The 19,159-nt window shown below is 60.2% G+C and carries 14 protein-coding genes; 3 read left to right on the top strand and 11 right to left on the bottom strand.

Annotated features, from left to right (window positions below):
- Positions 1-58: 58 nt before the first annotated feature.
- From RBB75_RS17290 to RBB75_RS17265, 6 genes are all read right to left on the bottom strand, one after another.
- Positions 59-1,303: a M48 family metallopeptidase gene (locus RBB75_RS17290; protein ID WP_353068781.1), complete on the bottom strand. Its 1,245-nt coding sequence runs from the start codon at positions 1,301-1,303 to the stop codon at positions 59-61.
- A 128-nt stretch (positions 1,304-1,431) separates the two neighbouring features.
- Positions 1,432-1,770, bottom strand: a complete 339-nt coding sequence (locus RBB75_RS17285; RefSeq protein ID WP_179637907.1) for an ArsR/SmtB family transcription factor — start codon at positions 1,768-1,770, stop codon at positions 1,432-1,434.
- Positions 1,751-2,206 carry an SRPBCC family protein gene (locus RBB75_RS17280; RefSeq protein WP_179637906.1) on the bottom strand — a complete coding sequence of 152 codons (456 nt, stop codon included), beginning with the start codon at positions 2,204-2,206 and terminating at the stop codon, positions 1,751-1,753. The genes RBB75_RS17285 and RBB75_RS17280 overlap by 20 nt, the downstream gene beginning before the upstream one ends.
- A gap of 236 nt (positions 2,207-2,442) precedes the next feature.
- Positions 2,443-3,051, bottom strand: a complete 609-nt coding sequence (locus RBB75_RS17275) for a type II secretion system protein (RefSeq protein ID WP_353068780.1) — start codon at positions 3,049-3,051, stop codon at positions 2,443-2,445.
- Positions 3,045-3,521, bottom strand: coding sequence for a type II secretion system protein (locus RBB75_RS17270; protein WP_353070405.1), 477 nt, complete (start codon positions 3,519-3,521; stop codon positions 3,045-3,047). The genes RBB75_RS17275 and RBB75_RS17270 overlap by 7 nt, the downstream gene beginning before the upstream one ends.
- A gap of 112 nt (positions 3,522-3,633) precedes the next feature.
- Positions 3,634-6,258 (bottom strand): cohesin domain-containing protein, encoded by a 2,625-nt coding sequence (locus tag RBB75_RS17265; RefSeq protein ID WP_353068779.1) that lies wholly within the window; start codon positions 6,256-6,258, stop codon positions 3,634-3,636.
- Positions 6,259-6,468: 210 nt separating this feature from the next.
- Between RBB75_RS17265 and smpB the strand changes: the two genes are divergently transcribed.
- Together smpB and RBB75_RS17255 are read left to right on the top strand one after the other, a co-directional pair.
- On the top strand, positions 6,469-7,008 hold the full coding sequence (smpB, locus tag RBB75_RS17260) for an SsrA-binding protein SmpB (protein WP_179637903.1): 540 nt from the start codon (positions 6,469-6,471) through the stop codon (positions 7,006-7,008).
- 62 nt (positions 7,009-7,070) lie between these two features.
- On the top strand, positions 7,071-8,627 hold the full coding sequence (locus RBB75_RS17255) for a leucyl aminopeptidase (RefSeq protein WP_353068778.1): 1,557 nt from the start codon (positions 7,071-7,073) through the stop codon (positions 8,625-8,627).
- A 470-nt stretch (positions 8,628-9,097) separates the two neighbouring features.
- On the opposite strand, the gene RBB75_RS17250 is transcribed toward RBB75_RS17255, so the two are convergent.
- From RBB75_RS17250 to RBB75_RS17240, 3 genes are all read right to left on the bottom strand, one after another.
- Entirely contained in the window at positions 9,098-11,149 is a 2,052-nt protein-coding gene (locus RBB75_RS17250; RefSeq protein WP_353068777.1) for an arginine--tRNA ligase, read from the bottom strand.
- Positions 11,150-11,378: 229 nt separating this feature from the next.
- Positions 11,379-12,398 (bottom strand): lysylphosphatidylglycerol synthase transmembrane domain-containing protein, encoded by a 1,020-nt coding sequence (locus RBB75_RS17245; RefSeq protein ID WP_353068776.1) that lies wholly within the window; start codon positions 12,396-12,398, stop codon positions 11,379-11,381.
- Positions 12,399-12,550: 152 nt separating this feature from the next.
- Positions 12,551-12,796 carry a hypothetical protein gene (locus RBB75_RS17240; protein ID WP_179637899.1) on the bottom strand — a complete coding sequence of 82 codons (246 nt, stop codon included), beginning with the start codon at positions 12,794-12,796 and terminating at the stop codon, positions 12,551-12,553.
- 353 nt (positions 12,797-13,149) lie between these two features.
- On the opposite strand from RBB75_RS17240, the gene RBB75_RS17235 reads away from it, so the two are divergent.
- Positions 13,150-14,757 (top strand): DUF6798 domain-containing protein, encoded by a 1,608-nt coding sequence (locus tag RBB75_RS17235; RefSeq protein WP_353068775.1) that lies wholly within the window; start codon positions 13,150-13,152, stop codon positions 14,755-14,757.
- 21 nt (positions 14,758-14,778) lie between these two features.
- On the opposite strand, the gene RBB75_RS17230 is transcribed toward RBB75_RS17235, so the two are convergent.
- A complete protein-coding gene (locus RBB75_RS17230; RefSeq protein ID WP_353068774.1) occupies positions 14,779-16,812 on the bottom strand; it encodes a DUF3857 domain-containing protein in 2,034 nt (677 codons plus the stop codon).
- Between the two features lie 83 nt (positions 16,813-16,895).
- On the bottom strand, positions 16,896-18,902 hold the full coding sequence (locus RBB75_RS17225) for a DUF3857 domain-containing transglutaminase family protein (protein ID WP_353068773.1): 2,007 nt from the start codon (positions 18,900-18,902) through the stop codon (positions 16,896-16,898).
- Positions 18,903-19,159: the final 257 nt, after the last annotated feature.

Raw genomic sequence — 19,159 nt, 5'->3', positions numbered from 1 at the left:
TGCGCGCGAGGCGGCCACTTCGTGGCGGGTATACCCTTTTGCTCCCGTTGGTCGCGTTCTAGTTGCGGCGGCCCAGGGTTGGGCGGTCGTCGGTGCTGGTAGAGGGGTTGTTCGGGTTGTTGGGGTCGTTGTTGCCGTTGCCGCTGGCGGTGCGACGGAGCGTGGGCTTGTTGCCGCCCTTGCCGTCGTTGATCTTGCGTTTGTTCTCGAGACGGGCGAGGCGGCTCTTGACGTCGTCAAACTCCGAGGTGGTGACCATGTAGTCGGGACGCGCGGGGAGGATGGTGGCGATCTCTTCCTCAGAGTGCATGATGCGGTCGGGGGTCTGGGGGTGGTCGGCGAAGACCTTGGCGAGGGTGCCGGGTTTATGCTTCTCGAGGGCGTCGAGTTTCTCGAAGAACTGGACGAAGGCCTGGGGGTCGTAGCCGGACTTGTACATGTACTGGACGCCGAGCCAGTCGGCTTCGGCCTCGTCCATGCGTGAGAATTGCAGGAAACTTAGTGGGATGGCGAGTTGGGTGGCCTCATAGATGCCGTAGCCGGTCCAGCTGCCCTGGGTGAAGATGATGAGCGGGATGGAGCCGATCTGCGCGTAGTTCATCTTGGTCATCTGGCGGGCGGCGTGGTGGGCGCAGACGTGGGCGATCTCGTGGGCCATGACACCGCCGAGTTCGGCTTCTTCGTCGGCGGCGAGGATGAGGCCGGAGTTGACGTAGAAGAAGCCGCCGGGAAGAGCCATGGCGTTGATCTCGTCGGAGTCGATGACCTTGATGGTGAAGGGGACTTTGCAGTCGGAGTTTTTGACGATGTTCTGGCCGACGCGGTTGACGTACTCGACGATAACGGGGTCGTTGACCATGTGAGCGGACTTCTCGATCTCCATGGAGTATTGCTTGCCGGTGCGGATCTCCCAGTCAGTGGAGTACCAGTTGCCGATGCCGCGGCCGCCGATGTTGCGGGTGCCTACGGAGTTGACGTCATCTTCGCTACCGGCCTTGATGTTGGTCTTCATGTCCTCGCCGGGAGATGGGAGGCGGTCGGTTTTGTTCTCGGCTTTGACGGTTGCGGCGGCGTCCTTGCTCTCTTTAGGCGTGGCGGTGGGGTGGCCGGGGATGGGCTTCTCGGCGGGGACGTCGGATGGGATGGTGGCCGTGGGGGTGCTTGTCGGGGTTGGGGTGGGCGACTGTGCGGGTGGCGGGCTGCCGGCCGGGGCTTGGGATGGAGTCGGGATTTGAGTTTGGGACCACGCGGCGACGGATAGGGTGAGGAGGGCGGTCAAGCCAAGGTGCGTGACGGATCGCATGTGGGGTCTCCTGATGGGCCGCTTCCCTGCTGGCCGGACGCAGCTCGACGTGTCTTAGACCATAGTATGCGCCTTTTGGTGAGCGGAGGGATACTGCCTGGGTCTGCTCTGGTGGCTTTGCGAGCAGGCTACCTCTCGACGAAGGATTTTAGCCTGCCCAGCGCCTGATCCCACTGCTGGGAGACTTGGTCCAAATACCGCTTCATCTCTTCCAGAGGCTGGGGGTCGAACTCGAAGAGGCTTTCGCGGCCACTGCGGACGGCATGAACGATGCCGACGCTTTCGAGCACCCGCAGATGCTTGGTGATGGCCTGGCGGGTGAGGGGGGAGCCTTCGGTCAACTGGGCGATCGATTGCGGCGGGCCGGTGGAGAGTGTGATGACCAGCGACAGCCGCGTTCGATCTCCTAGGGCGGCGAAGACGGGGGCGTAGGATCTTTGGCGTCTGCTAGGGGTTCTGGGTGACATGGGCTTCGATATTGCCGAGCTGTTGCGCCCAGCCGTTGTCGTTCATGCGGAAGGCCTCGAGACGGCGGTGCTCGGGGATCTTGTCGAAGCCTGATTCGGTGACCTGGAGGAAGGTGCCGCCGGGGATACTCTTCAAACGAAATTCGACGAGGGTCGGAGGTTCGTTCGAGTAGTCGGCTTTGGGATCGACGGCGTAGGGGTGCCAGGTGTAGGAGAAGAGGTTCTCAGGCTCGATCTTCTGGGTGGTGACTTCCATGATGAGGTGCTCGTAGCCGGGATGAGTGATTTGGCCGCGGATGATGGAGCCGGGAAGGAAGGGGCCTTCGAGCTTGACGTGGAACCATTCGCCGAACTCGCGGTGGTCGGTGAGGGCTCGCCAGACGCGGGAGATGGGGGCTTTGAGTTCGATTGTTTTTTCGATGCGGTTGGTGGACATGGGCAACCTCTTGGTTGCATGTTAGAGGATGCGGGTGGAAAGTGCAACTTTTCGGTTGCTTTTACGTTTTTGATGTACTGGGTCTGCACAGGGTCTTGTGAGGGAGAGAAACAACAGCCGACTGCTGGGGGGTGAAAGCGACGAACGGTTGGGACTGGTAGGGTCCTTCGGGATCCTTCGCTGCGCTCAGGATGACAGCAAAAGCTGAGGGTGATATAGCTTCGCTTGGGCAGGTGTTACCAGGTGTTGTAAGAGGTGCCGTCGGAGGCGGTTTGCTGGGCTCCGCTGTGGACGTCGTCGATGCCGGTTTCGGTCTGGTCGAGGCTCATGTTGGTGTCCTCCTGGACGGGGAGCCAGGTGTCGGAGCGGTGGGTGAAGGGGTCGACGGGCATCGACTTGAGGTAGCCCGCCTGGACGAGGTCGTCGAGGGATTGGGGGGCCTTGGCTTTGTCGACGGTGTAGGAGTCGATGGCCTGGCGCATGGTGTGGAGATCTTCCTTAAGGACAGCCTCTTTGGCGTTGCGGATGTTGCTGGTGTAGGCGGGGATGGCGATGGCGGCAAGGAGGCCGATGACGACCATGACGATCATCAGCTCGAGGAGGGTAAAGCCTGAGGTGGGACAGGGTTCAGTGAAAAGGGGTTCAGGGAAACGGGGTGCAGGGTTTAGGGTGCAGGGCTCAGGGTTTGGGGCTGGTGTTGGGATGGCTGGGGTCTGTAAGAGTCGTGGCGCTCCGAACAAAATGCGGGGATCCTTCCCCTTCGACAGGCTCAGGGTCAGGATGACAGCGAAGTATTGGCGGATTACTGCGACGGTATCTTGCCGAATTGGGGGAGTGGCTACCATGTGGAGTACTTCGTTCCGTCGAGTGCGGTTCCGGTGCTCTTGCTGTGGACGTCAAAGACGTTTTGGCCGCCGAAGGAGTCGGAGTCCGTGTCGTCCTGGTTGGAGCGCATGCCCCAGTCGGTGTTGTTGGTCATGGGGTCGGTGGGGATGCGACGAAGAAATTTTACCTTTTTCCCCTGGGCTGCGGTGACCTCGACTCCATCGACGAGGGTTTGCAGGTCCGGGGGGTATCCGAGGGAGTCTGCTTTGATCTGGAAGGCTCCCTTGTCGGCGGCGTCTTTGTAGTGGTCGATGGCGTCGCGCATCTCCCAGAGGTCGCGGCGAAGCTCGCGCTCTTTGGTGCGTTTGACCTGGAAGCGGGCGATGGGAATGGCCGCGGAGGCGAGCAGGGCTACAATGGCGACGCAGATGATGAGTTCGACGAGGGTGAGACCTGATTGTGGGGTTAGGGTGAAGGGCTTAGGGTACAGGGCGGAGGGTTCAGGGCTGGGTGTGTGGCGTGCTCTACGCCCTGATCCCTGCACCCTACACCCTGCTTTAGTGCGTACTCGACGCCCTGATCCCTGCACCCTGATCCCTGCCTTACTTGACATGCACCGTGGCCTGCGAACCGACGGCCGGAAGATTGGCCTGCGCGCTGTTGAGAGCGCCGACTTTGACGAGAGTCAGGGTTGAATCTCCGGGAGCGACTGCCTTGAAGGTGAGGGTGCAGAGGCTGCCGGTTCCGCTGACTCCGGCCGTGTTGGGCGGACGGATGGAGGAGATGGCGACGAGGCCGTTGTCTTCGCGGTGGACGAGGGAGACGGCCTGGCCATCTTTGCCGAGGAAGTCTCCGGCGTCAACGTTAACGAGCTGGAGGAGCGCCGGGTTGAACTGGAGCTGGAGAGGCACGGAGAAGACGTCGTGTCCGTTGCCGAGCATGACGGCGACCTGGAAGGTGCTACCGACGGGCTGGTTGGAGTCTGGCGGGACGACGGTGAAGCTGACGGGTGGTCCGCCGACGGTTGGGGTCGCTGGTGCCTGGACTGCGGGGGTCTGGGTTGCCGGTTGAGGCGTGGCAGCGGGCTGGGTCGCGGGAGTTTGTGCTCCTGGAATGTAGTTGGCAGGTGGAGCGACTGGAGCGGCTTGCTGGCTTAGCTGCTGGACCATGGTGCTGGCAGCATTGGCTGCGCTGGTCGGTGAGGCAGGAGTGTGCGGTTTGTTGGGGTAGATGGGCTCGGAGTCGCTGTCGTTGGTGGACGCGTCGCGGCGTAGCTCGATCGACTGACCGGTGCCAGTGTCGATGGGGCGGACGTTGGCGCGGGTGAGAACAGACTCGCGGACGATGTGCGGTATGATGATGAAGACGATCTCTTGCTTGTCGTTGATCTTGTCGCGGGAGGTAAAGAAGTACTTGAAGAAGGGCAGCTCGCCGATGCCTGGGGTGCCGGCGATGTTCAGGGCGTCGTTCTTGGTGATGATGCCGGCGAGAAGACTGGGCTCGCCGTCCTTGAGGGTGATGACCTGCTCAGAGGTACGCTGACCGATGACGGGCTCGTTGACCCCGCTGATGTTGACGGTAGTGACCTGGGAGAGCACCTCGATCTTCATTTTGAGGGTGACTTCGCGGTCATAGTGGACGGTGGGGGTCATGTCGATGTTGACGCCGATATCGAGGTAGGTGAACTGGGTCTGGACGCCGATGCTGGCTACGCCGGTGGATACGCCTGCGTTGTAAGATCCGGTTGCTACGGGGATCTTCTCACCGATCTTCATGGTTGCGCGCTGACCATCGGTGGCGCGGATGCTGGGGTTCTGAAGGACGCGGGTGTCGGCGTCGGTGAGCAGCGCGTTAAGAGTGCCACCGGTGATGCCTACGGCGAAGTTGTTGGCGTTGAGGTGGGCGAGGGTGTTGAGGGTAAAGTTGGAGGTGGTTCCTGTGCCTGTGCCGGTACCGGTGCCGCTACTACTACTGCTACTGGATGAAGTGGTGTTGGGATTGGCCTGTGGGGTGAGGGTGATGGATTGCGGCAGCGTGATGCCGAGGTTGTGTTCGACGTTCTTGTTGACTTCGAGGACGGCGACATCTACGACCACTTCGGGGCGAGCACGATCAAGGTCGTTCAAAAGCTTTTGCGCGAGGAGGAGCTGGTCGGGCGTGGCGCGCATGACGATGGCGTTCTGGCTGGGAACGAGATAGATCTTTACGCTTGGATCGAGCAGGTTGCGAATGGCAATGACGACTTCGTTGGCGTCGTTCTGCTGGCTGGCGTTGGTGAGATAAAAGGTCTGGACGGCTTGCTCGTCGAGGTCGGTGCGCTTGGTGCGCGAGTTGGTGGCAATGAAGATGGTGTTGGGTGTGATGGCCTTGTAGAAGGTGCCGGAGATGGTGCCGACGATGCGGAGGGCGTCCGAGAGGGTGACGTTGGTGAGGTCGACAGGGATGCGCTTGGAGCTGTAGTCGGGGTCGAAGAGGACGTTGAGGCCAGCCGCCTTGCCGATGGCTTCGTAGATGACCTTTACGTCCTCGACCATGTGGAGGGTGATGGGATCGTTAGAGACGGGCTTGAGTTCGACCGGGCCGGCGATGGAGCCGAGCGTGCTAAGGGTCTCGTTCTGCCGCGACATCTGCTCCTTCGCCTGGGGAGTATTATCACGCTCTACCTGTTGCTCTCTCTGGATCTGATTGATCTCCTGCTCGGCGGCCTGGTTGCCGGAGTCGATCTGGAGGGCGCGATTGAACTGGGCCATGGCACCCTGGATGTCGCCGTTCTGGCGAAGGACGCGGCCGCGATCGACGTGGGCGACTGCGGCCTGATAGCGCATCTTCTGGAAGTGCTCCAAGAAGCGGAGGTCCTTCGGCTTTTTGAGGACGGCGTTGTGATAGTCCTCATAAGCTGCGTCGAAGTCCTGACGCGCTTCTGCGTCCTGGCCGTGCTTGTCCCACTTGGCGGCTGACTGGGCGTGTGCGGTTGTGGCGCAGAGGCTCGCGATGCCGCAGAGGAGCAAAGCAGGGAGCGCGCGGCCTTGATACACACGACGGGGAGAGATTGATAGACGGCTGATTGTTTTGTACACGCGACCCATGCTGCTTCCGTTTTCGTCCTTTACACCGTGAAGAGTATGGCGTTTGCCGGAGATAACGCCTGCCGGGAAGATCTTTCCGGCGTGGGCGCTGCCTGTGGGGTCCGTGCCTGCCAGGCTGCTGCGCTCGGGTGAGTATAGCATTCGCTCCAAAGTGACCTCGTCAAAAAGTGGGTAGGTGCTGGGGATGGTCCGCGGTCGTTGTGGGGCACGGCTCGCGGCTGGAGGATTGGGCAGATCTCATGACGTCAAGGTAGGACTGACGGACGAGATTGTGATTAGACGCGCGGGAGCCGCTCGGGTGAGGGCTGCGTGTGAATCGAAAGTTGCAGGCGTGTTAAAGTAAGAGATTGCATGGCACGTTCTATGTCCAACACGATAGCCGCCCACCAGCCCAAACCGGTGGTGAAGGAGAAGGACCGCGATCCGGTGGCGGCGGGCAAGCGGGATGCCGCGTTCAACCGGTCGGCTAGTTTTAACTATTTTTTGACAGACAAGTTCGAGGCCGGGGTGGCGCTGCGTGGGACCGAGGTGAAGTCGATCCGTGAGGGCAAGGCGAATCTGAAGGACGCTTATGGGCTGCTGAAGGACGGCGAGTGTTTTCTGCTGAATGCGCACATTGGACCGTTCTCTCATGGGAATGCGATGAATCATGATTCGCTGCGTACGAGGAAGCTGCTGCTGCATAAGAGCGAGGTGCGGAAGCTCGAGGGTATGACGAAGCAGAAGGGATTTACGCTGATCCCGACACGACTTTATTTTCGCAATGGGCGGGTGAAGTGCGAGATTGCTCTGGCGAAGGGCAAGCAGGAGTGGGACAAACGCGCCACGGAACGCAAGCGCGAGGCCGATAACGAGGCCAAGGCCGCGGTGGCCCGGAGTCAACGAGGGTAGTTCTACTTTCGTTGTAGTTTTACTTCAAAGATGATCGACAGGCTGTCGGGTTACGATAGGGCATGGACACGAAGTTACTCTTTCAGGATGCTGCCGGGTTTCAAACGCCGCTGCTGGCTGTATTTGCCGTGGATATCGCTGTGGGCAAAGATGCTGAGCCGCTGGTGGCTTTGTTGACGACGTCGGATTCGGTGGCGGATTCGGCGGCGAAGGTTCTGGCGTCGGGCGAGTTCAAAGCTACGGTGGGCGAGACGTTGTTGCTGCATGGTCCGAATGGGTTGAAGACGGAGCGGTTGCTGGTGGTGGGGCTGGGCAAGGCGAAGGGCCTGTCGGTGGATGAGGTTCGCAAGGGTGCGGGGACTGCGGTGCGTGCGGCCAAGCCGCTGGGAGTCCGGGAGATGGCGATTGCGTTTCCTGAGGACCATGCGCTGGACGATGAACACCTGGAGACGCTGCCCTGTGCGTTGCTGTCGCGCGTGCTGGTGGAAGGTGCGGAGGTTGCGGAGAAGGATTGGGATACGTATCGGAGTGAACGGAAGGACCGGTCGGTGCGGTCGCTTTCGGTGATTGCGAAGGAGGCAGAGAAGTCAACCCGGGCGGAGATCCAGGAAGGCTTTGACGCTGGAGTGATTGTGGCGTCGGCGCAGAACTTTGCGCGGTCACTGGTGAATGAGCCCGGCAATGTGCTGACGCCAACGGAGCTTGGTAAGCGTGCGGCGGCGATGTGCTCGGAGATGGGATTGAAGTGCGAGGTGCATTCGACGGTGAAGCTGCTGGAGTTGAAGATGGGGGCGTTTGCCGCAGTAGCGCAGGGTTCGGAGCAGCCGCCAGCGCTGATTGTGATGACGTATGAGCCGAAGCTCGGGAAGGGTGAGGCGCCGACGAAGGATGCTCCAGTGCTGGGGCTGGTGGGGAAAGGGATTACGTTCGACACGGGCGGGATCTCGATCAAGCCGGGCGATGGCATGGAGAAGATGAAGTACGACATGGCCGGGGCGGCGGCTATGATCGGCGCGATGCGTGCGATTGCGCAGTTGAAGCCGAGGGTGAAGGTGATTGGGATTGTGTGCTCGGCGGAGAATATGCCGGATGGGAAGGCTTATCGGCCGGGCGATGTCGTGACGGCGATGTCGGGCAAGACGATTGAGGTGATCAACACAGACGCGGAGGGACGGCTGGTGCTGGCGGATGGTTTGCACTATGCGAAGACGCTGGGTTGCACGCATTTGATCGATGCGGCGACGCTGACGGGGGCTTGCGTGGTGGCGTTGGGGATTGTGAATGTGGGTTTGTTCTCGAACGATGAGCCGACTTGGCAGAAGTTTACGGACGCGACGAAGATCTCAGGGGAAAAGTTCTGGCGGCTTCCCTGCACCGATGATTACAAGGATCAGATCAAGAGCCATATTGCGGATATGAGGAATACGGGGGCGAATCGGTGGGGTGGGGCTATTTCGGCGGCGATGTTCTTGAAGGAGTTTGTGGGGGAGACGCCCTGGTTGCATCTGGATATCGCTGGGTGTGCCTGGCACGATGAGAATAAGCCTTGGATTGCGAATGGGCCTAGTGGCGTGGCGGTGAGGTCGATTCTGGAGTGGGTGCGGGGGTACTCAGACTAGTAAGCGGTTCTGCCTTGCCGTACCACCCGAGAATGGTATGGTCCGCGCTCGAGCTACCAATGCACCCGAGAGGATATACATGATCTTAAAACCTATCTTTACGCTTGGGCATCGTGAGCCCGTGACCGTTCCTGCACCAATCCCAGAAAGCATTCAGTGCCTGATTTGTCTGCAAATGGTTCCCTCGAGGAACTGCACTCCTTCATCAGGCATGGCGTTTTTGAAGTTTGAGTTTGAAAAGACAAATGCGGGGGTCTTTCCACTGCGCTGGTCACGATAAAACCGTGAGCAGCTTAGGTCGAGATGACGATTTTTTGAGTTTGTGCGAATGAAACAGGCAAAGGCGAACGGGCGCCAACGTTGTTGAAGCAGGCGTTAGCGATGAAGCAGGCGGCGGCAAAATGCGGGGATTCTTCGCTCTGCTCAGAATGACGGACTCTTTATAAATCCTAAGTATGTGTCTTTTAGAGTTACATAACGGGTGGGGCTTCGATGCCTAGATAGGCAAGGGCGCGGGTCATCTCGCGTTGGGCTACTGCGGCGGTGGCTAGCAGGAGGGCTTTTCGGGTGGGGTCGGCTTCGTTGAGGACGTGGTGGCGGTGGTAGAAGTTGTTGAACTGCTGGGCTAGCTGGAAGGCGTACTTGGCGAGGTAGGCCGGCTCGGCGGTGGCTATGCATTGCTCGATCAACAGCGTTAGTTTTGAGGCGAGGAGCCATGTCTCCCAGAGGCTGCTTCCCTCTTCGGTGTCGAGGATATTCGACAGGTCAAGTGTTGCGATTGCGGCCAGGGATGCGGCTGCGGTGGTGTTGGCCTTGCGAAAGATGTTTGCGGCGCGGACGATGGCGTACTGGACATAGGGGCCGGTCTCGCCTTCGAAGCTGAGGGCGTCTTTGAAGTCGAAGGCGATGATGGTGTTGCGGGTGAAGCGGAGCATGAAGTAGCGGAGGGCTCCTACTGCGATTTGCGTAGCGATGGTGAGGCGCTGGGCGGATTCGATCTCGGGGTGGCGGGTGTCTACTTCGGATTTGGCGGCGGCGATGAGGCGATCGAGGAGGTCGTCGGCTTTGACGCCGAAGCCCTTGCGTCCGCTGACTTCGATGAAGGGCTTCTTCTGATCTTCTTCGCTGATGGTGTAGCCAAGTTCGACGGCGCAGCGCGGGGTGAGGGCGACCATCTCGTAGCTGAAGTGGGTGTAGCGGTCGGCGGCTTCGGTGTAGCCCATGCCGCGAAGGGCGGCGATGACGTTGTTCTGTGGGTCGTTCTGGCGGGAGTCGATGACGTTGTAGATGGCGTCGGCTTTGCCGAAGGTGGGGTGTGGGGTTTCTCCGTGGGTCGTGGAGATCCAGCAACAGTGCGAGGGGTACTCGTGAAATTTTGCGTAGCCGAAGTCCTTGCCGGGGAGGAGGCCGAACTTCCAGAGGTGGTAGGCGATGTCCTTGCCGACGTAGGTGACGGTGCCGTTGGAGCGGACTATGACCTTGGCGTCTTCGTCGGGCAGGCTGGAGTCTGCGGTTGCTATTTCTTCTGATGTGCCTGCGCGTTCCTCTAACGTGCCGGCGCGACGCATGACGTAGCAGCCTTTGTTCTTGCCTGCGGTCTCGAGGTAGAGGACACCTTTTTCGAGCATGAGTTCGCGGGCTGCGTCCCAGAAGTGCAGGCTTAAAATCTCGCTTTCGCGGGGGAGGAAGTCGTACTCGATGTTGAGGCGCTGCATGGTGTCGAGGTGGCGGCGCAGGACGGCGGTGGAGATGAGGTCGGCGATGTCTGCGGTGTCGTTGTGGCCGATCTCGAGGGCGTGAAGAGTGTCGAGGCGGATCTGTTTTCGGGCTGCGATGTGTTCAGAATCTGCGGTGTACCACTGGGAGACGCGGGCGTAGAGATCCCAGCAGTAGAAGTCAATGCGCTGGTTGGTCTCGAGGAGCTCGGTGAGGAGTTCGCGGGTGCTGGTGAGGGTCTTGCCTTCGAGGTAGACGAGGCCTACGACTACGTCTGCGACCTGGACGCCGGTGTTGTCGATGTAGTTTTGCACGCCTACTTCGTAGCCGGTTTTGAAGGTGTCGGGGCGGAGGAGGCGCTGGAAGGTGTCGCCGAGGATGGCGTTGCGGAGGTGGCCGATGTGGGCGGCCTTGTTGGGGTTGATGCTGGTGTGCTCGACGAGGGCGAAGCGGGGGCCGCCGATGTCGGCGTGCTGGTCGGCGGCGATGCGGCGGACGGCGGCGGCGCGGTCGAGGCGGATATTGAGGTAGCCTGCGCCCGCTACTTCTACGCTGGCGACGCCTTCTAGTGTGGGGAGGGCTGCGGTGAGTTCGGCTGCTAGTTCCGTTGCGATGGCACGGGGGGCTTTGCGGAGGCGCTTAGCCAGCTCGAAGGCGACGGGGAGGGCTAGTTCGCCGAGGGTAATGCTGGGGGGCTGCTCTATAACAAGTTGCGGGGCGCCCGGGTTCGTAAGGGTGACGTCGTACTTTGCGAGGAGGATGGCTTGGATGCGGGCCAATAGAGACTGCTGGATTGTGCGATACATGCTTTGGGCGTCACCACTTGGAAGATGGGTTCAGTTTACTAGAGGCTTGTCCTGCCGGACGGGCCCACTGCGCGTGGGGCGGGCGTTCGCACGCCTTTTTAGAGCTTCGCGTGGTCCTCCCGTTGATCGGAATGATCTCCCTAGCGACCAACGGGGAGCGCCAACCGAAGGGGTATATACACGAAGTGACCGCTCTCCGCGCAGGAGGCTCCTCCGGCAGGATCATTCTTTATGGCAGCGTGGCCGGCAGATCTTCAATTTCTTCGAGGAGGGGCTTGTGATTGTGGATGCGGATGCGATGAAGGAGGAAGATGATGCCACCTGCTCCGGTGACCGAGAGGAGCATCCAGACGTGAATCGCGAGGCCGAAGACCGCGGATTGCGACATCGACGCGCCGTGATTGACGAGGGAAGTTTTGACGGCGAGTTCGAAGGGGCCGATGGCTCCGGGGGAGCTGGGAATGAGATAGGAGAGGTTGGCGAAGGAGACGGCTAGCCAGGCAGCGATGCGGTCTACCGAAAGGCCGAGGAGACGGATGGCCGAGAGGAAGATCATGCCTTCGCAGGTCCAGATGACAACCGATTGAAAGAGCAGAAGAAGAGAACCGACGACGCCAAGGCGGCCGGTTGCGTCAAGGGCGAGGGTGATCCAGTGTTCGATTTTCTTCAGCAGTGGGGAGTCGGGAAGACGGGTGAAGAGCCGCTGCACGGGAGCCTGCAGGCTGCGCGCCGCTACGAGGAGGATGAGCAGGCCGATGGCTGAGACGGCGAGGGAGATGTTGGCGATGAGGCGGAGGCGCGGCGTGGCGATGCTGCCTACGGTCGAGACAAAGAGAAGGACGAGGACGAAGATGTCGAGGAGCTTTTCGAGGATGACGGTGCTGAGGATGACGGAGGGCGCGGTGCCGAGGTCGTCGGAATAGGTGAAGATACGCATGATGTCGCCGATGCGCAGGGGGAGGATGTTGTTGGCGGCGAGCGAGGTCATGAGGACGCGGGCGCAGACGGCGAAGTGGGCGCGGAGGGAGCGGCCGTTGCGCGGCATCATCTGGCTCCAGCGAACGCAACGCAGGGTGTAGCTGGCGGCAGTGAAGGCGAGGACGCCAAGGATCCACACGGGGTGCGCGAGGCGGAGGGAGCGAAACTCGTTGAGCGGGATGTTGTGAAAGGTGTACCAGAGAAAAAAGGCGCTGATGAGAAGGCCGGGGATGGTCTTCAGCAGGTTGCGGCTGTTGGCGACGGCGCTCATGCGAGCAGCCAGAAGAACGCCGTGCGATGGGTGGTTTCGCGGGGAACCGGAGGGGACAAAGGACAATCAAGCATGCAGCTCCGATTGTATCGTCTGTGTGTGACCGATCTTCTTACATTTTGGGTTGCGAGGCTATATGCGGCCCGGTGTGATTAGACGGAGAGGGAGAAGAAGACACTGCGGAAGGCCTCTTCGTCCTGTTGCGGATTCTTTCTGCGCTGGGGATCAGGTTCGGCGTGGGCCTCGACGCGGGAGATGAGGTCGCCATCCTCGCTGGCTGCAACGCTGCTGAGTCTTCGGCGCACGGTGGCGGCGGCTTTTCTGGCTTCCTGGGCCTGCAGAGTAGATTGGATAGAACCCAGTGCGAGCTGGCTGACGGGGTTGCTGTGAATGTGCACGATGTGGCTTCTCCTGATGTTCTTCCCTTCGTGTTATTGCCCTTGTGTTGTTCCTCTTCGTTCGGATTGATGAACTTGCTCCTTAGAGAGCAATTGGAGGGCCGCGTTGCGGGAGGAAGAGATGAGAGTTTTATAAGAAATAGTGAGTGGCGATTTTTTCGTTTTGATCTGGGAGAGACGTAAGCTGAATCGATGTTTTGACGTCTAAGGGTGAAAAGAGTTTGTCTTCATCTTCTTCGAGAAGATCGGGAGTTTAGCTTCGGGAGCAGTCGCATTGTTTTCGGTTAGCGATTTCGCAGAGCGTAAGCCGATGTCATGCGGTAGCAATAAGACCACGGCAGGAGCAGATTTATTTGGCTACATCGATCGCATCACAGCTCTCTTCGGTAGAGCTCGAACTGGAGCGGTACCGGCGGGAACGAAGTTTTGCCGCTTGGTTGGTGACTGTGCTGACGTTTTCTGCGTTGCTGATCCACGGCTATCACCCCTATGCCGAGGATGGGGGCATCTACCTGCCTGAGATTAAACGGCTGCTGGATCCGGAGCTTTATCCGTATGGTGCGGAGTTTGTGGTGGGGCATCTGCGGTACTCGGTGTTTGCGCCGCTGATGGCTGGGCTGGTGCGTGAGTCGCGCCTGAGCCTGGAGATGGTGTTGCTGGTGGTACATCTGGCGAGTGTCTGGATGACGTTGTTTGCGGTGTGGCTGCTGGCGGCTCGCTGCTATGGGTCGCGTGAGGCGAGGAGCGGAGCGGTAGCGCTGCTGGCGATGTGGCTGACGATTCCGATTGCGGGGACGTCGCTGATGCTGATGGATCCGTATGTGACGGCGCGAAGTCTTTCGACACCCTGTGCGTTGCTGGCACTGGTTGGCGCGCTGCAGTTTTTCTCGCCACAGTTTGAGATGGAAGGAGAGCGGCGGCGCGGGCTGGCGCTTTGTTGTGGGGCGCTGATGGGCGCGGCGATGATGCATCCGCTGATGGGGGCTTATGCGCTGGGATCGGTGCTGGTGCTGGGTGCTGAGATGTCGGCTAGCCGGCTGGTGCGGGTGTGGGGGACGGTGGGGTTATGTTTGACGGCGGTGATGGTGGCGGCGGGAGTGCAGTTGTCGGCGCCGGCGGAGAGCGCGGCTTACCAGAGGGTTATGCTGACGCGGGAGTACTGGTTTCTTAGCCAATGGCATTGGTATGAGTGGATTGGGCTGGCGGCTCCGCTGATTATTCTTGCGATCGTTGCCTTGAAGTGTGGCCGCGATGTGGAGGTGGTGCGGGTGGGTTTGGCGCGTGCTGCGATGGTGTCCGGTGGGACGGCGATTGCGGTTGCGTTACTGTTTGCGCGAGAGGGCGCAGCGGTGCATCAGGTGGCAAGACTGCAACCTCTGCGGGTCTTCCAACTGGTGTATGTGGTGATGATTCTGGTGGTGGGAGCGACGCTTGGGGGGCGGGTGTTGCGGCGACGGGTGTGGGGATGGGTTGCTGCGTTCTCTGTGCTGGCGGTGGTTATGTTGCGGGTCGGCTGTGAGATCTTCCCGGCTTCAAGGCACGTTGAACTTCCGAGCGCAATGGGATTGGTTGGCGGGGGTTTGGGAAATCGATGGGAGCAGGCGTTTGTCTGGATCAGAGAGAACACGCCGAAGGATGCGGTGTTTGCGTTGGATGCTCACTACACGGTGAGGGAGGGGGAGGATGCTCAGGGCTTTCGCGCGATTGCGGAGCGGAGTTCGCTGCCGGACTCCAAAGATGGTGGGACGGCCTCGAACAGGCCGGAGCTTACGGAGGAGTGGTCGCAGGGGATGGCGCTGCAGACTGGGCTTGGTGGAGGGTTTCGCGGGGACTCGGAACGTGGCCGGGTTGCTGCGCTGAAGGCGGTTGGCGCGACGTGGGTGATTCTGGAGCGAGACGCTCCGACGGGGTTTGGGTGTGCTTACGAGAATGATTCGGTGAAGGTGTGCCGCCTGCCGTGAGGGGAGCAGGCGGCAACGGCTTCAGTTCCCTGCCGGGGTTGGTTTGGCGGGAGCCGGTGTGGTGGTGAGGACGACCGTCTCCTGATCTTTGTTCTCGATCTTGGAGTAAAAGCTACGGAGGTCGGCGTACTCTTCGGTTTTGAAGAAGATCTCTGCCAGAAAGTAGTCTCTGCGGACGGTAAAGCTATTCGGGGTGGACTCTGAATTCAAGCTGTATAGAGCAAATTTCTGAAAGTTCTCCTTGTTGCTGGCGGGGAGAGATTCTACTTTAAAGGACGGCGGGAACTTGATGCGGACAGCGTCTTGATTGGTGCGGGAGTATGGGAAATATACGGGGATGTCTCGTTTCTCGTGGGGGAATGCAGGCTTTGCGTTGACCTCGAAGATGTCAGCGGGGATGAGGAGGCGTTTGCCGGTGGCGGAGCCGAGGTTTCCTTTGAAGGAGAGGTTGACGACGAGGGGTTGTTCGTAGTCTTCGAGCTTCTCGATGGTGGTGACCTCGATGTCGGCTCCAGCAGGCATGAGACGTTCGACGTTCGTGCGAAGTTCGCGTTTGAGGCTTTCGTCGTCGCCGGTGAGGGCACGCTGCCTCCAATGAAGAGCGGGAGATCCGGTGTAGGTCAGCTTCATGATGCCGGAGACTTCGCCGTGCTCGTCCATGGTCAGGTCGGCGATTCGTGTGGTCTTCGAGTAGAGATAAGTCTCACCCGGAGTTTCTACCGTTCCTGCGCCCCCATCCATCTGCCGGAGACCGCCCACCTGGGTGTGCTTCCACGCAAGATGCTGGTAGGGACAGTAGCGCGAGCCTGGATCGAAGAACTGGTCCTTGCCGTCGACGTTGACGATGGCTATGTCGTCATCGAGTTGCGACATGCTGAGATACGCGGGAAAGAAGAGGCTGCGATCACGGCTGGTGACCACGGCGAGATAGGCTTTCATGCCGGCGGCGCGCGCCATGGCTACGAAGAGTGCCGCGATCTGATCGTTGTTGCCGCGCTTCCGGGTCCAGATGTCGTCGGTGGTGTGAACTTCTTTGAGGCCCTGAGACTTTTCTTCAGCGCTGGAGTGCTCGCGGGTGTAGCTGGCGTTTTCGAGCTTCATGACGGCGGCGTAGATCTTGTGCAGCTTTTGATCCGGCGTGTCGGTTGGAAGGACGAGGTCGTGCACGGCTGCGGTGACGACGGGGCCGGGTCCGATGAACTTGTCACGACTCTTTGCCCAGTGCTTGCCTTCGTTCTTCCAGTACTCGTCGCCGTTGCGATAGGGAGAGTAGTAGAAGAGGACGCGATAGGTAAAGCTGGAGATGGGCGGCATGTAATCCTCCTCGGGAGCGGGAGGAACATCGTGAACGTTGAGATCGAAGATGTACTGGCCCGCGGCATAGGCGCTGCTGGGAAGCTGGGTTTGTTTTAGATCGGCGCCCGCAGGAAGGATTTTGGTCCAGGAGATTGTGTTGGTGAGTTGGCCGCCGTCTTCGCTCGAGAGGAGTTGTTTGTCGGTGGGCCGCCAGGAATAGTGGGCTTTGCGGGTGTAGAGAGCGGACTGGATGTACCACTGCGGCGCCCTGAACCAGTTATCGTCGAGCCGCAGCTTGTAACGGTATTCGATGATGCTGCCCACTTCGACGTCCGGCAGGGTAAAGACCTTGGCCATGAAGCGAATGCCCTGTGTCTTTTCGACGAGCTTCTCGTAGGGTTTGCCGGTGAAGGGGATGATGGTGCCATCGGGGTGAATGGTTCTGCCCTGAATGTCGTCTATGTCCGTGGAGCCGTTTTCGCTGGAGTGCGAGTATCCGAGCTCGACGTTGGCGTACTCCTTACCGCGCTCGGTGAGGACTTTGAGCCGGACGTAGGTGCTGAACATGTGGAGCTTGTCTTCGGTGGTCTCTTCGCGGAAGAGGTAGACGGCGGCGGCTCCGGGGACCTCGGGCTGTGAGGTCATGGAGAGTTCTTCCGCGGTGGGGACGGTCCACTGCGCGCGGGCGAAGGGTGCGGCGAGGAGAGTCAAGGCAGAGAGCAGAGTGAGGCAGAGGGTGCGGCGTGAGGTGTGGTTCATGTTGTCGTCCTTGTTCGCTTGTTTCGTTCGATTACTTCGTGATGCGGGGGCTGCTTCGTGATTGATTTTTTGTTTAAAGATTTTTACTGCTTTTTGAGGACGGCTTTACTTTGCTCGTCGGCCGCTATGACACCGGAGAGCTTTTGAACATCGGGATATCTGTCGGCGGGGAGAGTGACCTCGCGAACGGTGTAGGTGCGGGTGTAGTGAAGGGTATTGTCCTTGACGACACTCGAGCTCTCGTAGGAGGCGAAGTCGAGGTCGAGCTTGACGGGGTCGGGAATCTCGTCGACTGCGTAGCCGGAGGGTAGCTCGATGGTGTAGTCGTCCTGCACCTGCATGGTTTCGCTTAGATTGATCGGGATGTTGTGGCGCTCTTTGCGGTCGGCGTAGAGATCTTCGCTGCCGAGGACGCGGGGACGAACCATGAGCAGAGGGCCCATGGGCTTGCCGAAGTGGTCGGCGGTGAGGGAGTAGGAGGTGGTGAGGTCCTTGTTGAGAGCCTCGGCGTTCTGCACCTTGAAGTCAGAGACGGAGAAGGTGGTGAAGTCCTGGCCTAGAAGGCGATCGAGAAACTTGGTCTGCTCTTTGGCGTCGCCGCTGATGTAGAGATCGCGGCGGTGTTCGGAGAGGTCGCCAAAGCGCTTCTCGATGACGCTGCCTTTGAGGGAGCCGTCGGGTTGCAGTTGAAAGGTGGCGGTGCGATGGATGGTGTTGAGATCGGGAGAGAGTAGCGGAAATTGAATGATCTGGCTGTCGGAGCCTTCTACGAGGACGCCGTAGCCGCCCTGGAGGTTGTGCGCGAGCTGACCGAAGGCGGTCTTGTCCCAGGTGGGGTCGAAGATGAGATAGCGGCGACCGGACTTAGCGGTGACGACGCTGCGGAGCTTGGGGGAGTTGTAGCCTTTGGGGATTTCGATGGCTGCGATCATGTGGTCGCCGACGATCGAGGGTGCGTCGGGGTCTACGACTCCACGGCGATGGTCGACCATGACAAGAGCGCCGTGGACCCCTACGGTGGAGAGCATGGAGACGAGCAGGGTGGCTTTGTCTTTGCAGTCGCCGTAGCGGTTGTGGAAGATGTCGGCGGCGTAGTGAGGCTGGTAGCCGCCGATGCCCATCTCGATGACGAAGTAGCGGACCTGTTTTTGAACGAACTCGGCGATGGCTTCGGTCTTATCGTAGAAGTCGGTCTTGCCGCCGGCTAGTTCGCTGGCTTTGGCGGCGATCTCGGGTGTGGCGGCGAGGCGGTCCTTCGAGAGGGACTGGTACCACTGGCCGATGCTCTGCCAGGTGCCGTCGGTGGGCGCGGGGAGGGTGGGGCTAGCGTAGTGGACGGTCATGCGCCCCTCGAGGGAGAACTCGGACGGGCGGAGCTCAACCTGATCGAGGTCGATGGCAGGGACGTCCTTCATCTCCCAGCGCCAGCGCTGGTGCTCGAGGTCGATAGCGGGGAGTTCCCTGCTGTGCGCCCAGACGGTGCCGTGGGTGAATCCGGGCGGGAGCTCGAGGGTGAAGGTTTGGTTGAGGCGGGGAAGGCCGCTTTGGAAGAACCAGGTCTTCTCGGTGAGGTAGGGGTGGGTGTGCTGCTCGTACTCGTAGGCGACGACGCCGCCGGGGTCGCGGCCGGGAGCCTCTACGGCCTTGATCTTGAGATCCATGAAGAGGCTGCCCTGGCCGGGGTAGCCAAACTCTAGCTGCTCGTTGTCTTTGACGGCGTACTCGTGACCGTCGGGGCCGATACTCCAGACGTGCAGGGAGAGAATTTTGGTGTCCTTGTCGAAGGGAACGGCGATTCTGCCTTCGTCGCGGCCTTGGGGGCGAAGGATTTTAACGACGCTGCGGAAGTGTTCGGTGGCGCTGCCGTCGGGCGCAACGGTGTAGGTGGTGTCTTCGAGAAGGACTACGGCGTTGGTTTGAGGGGAGTATTGGGGAAGCTTCTGCTGCGCGGCGGTACGGACCCAGTCGGGAACGCTGTCGGGCCGAGAGGCCAGCGCTGGGATCGCGCTGAGGAGGATGAGACTAATTGTTGAGATAGATAGATGGAGGTTGCGCAAATGCTCTGCTCGCGGGTTCGTTCGTTGGGTCATTGGGTCTTCGATACACTGGCGGCCCCGCCGTCGATGACAAACGTCCGGCTGGGTGACAGGGTTGCGTACGTTTGAGAGTTATACGTGGGCCGCGGGCGCAGTTCAAGCAAATTCAGGCGGCGGAGGGTACGTCAAATGGGTAATCTTCCCGGCTTGGCGTTGGTTTTCCGACTCGGCCAGAGAGGAAGGATCAGCAGATTTGTCTCTTCGTTCAACTCCACTTGGGTGGGAATGACGCCAAAGGGCAAGAGCAAAGG

Source organism: Tunturibacter empetritectus, from assembly GCF_040358985.1.
Lineage (GTDB): Bacteria > Acidobacteriota > Terriglobia > Terriglobales > Acidobacteriaceae > Edaphobacter > Edaphobacter empetritectus.
This window is presented reverse-complemented; position numbering and strand designations above follow the sequence as displayed.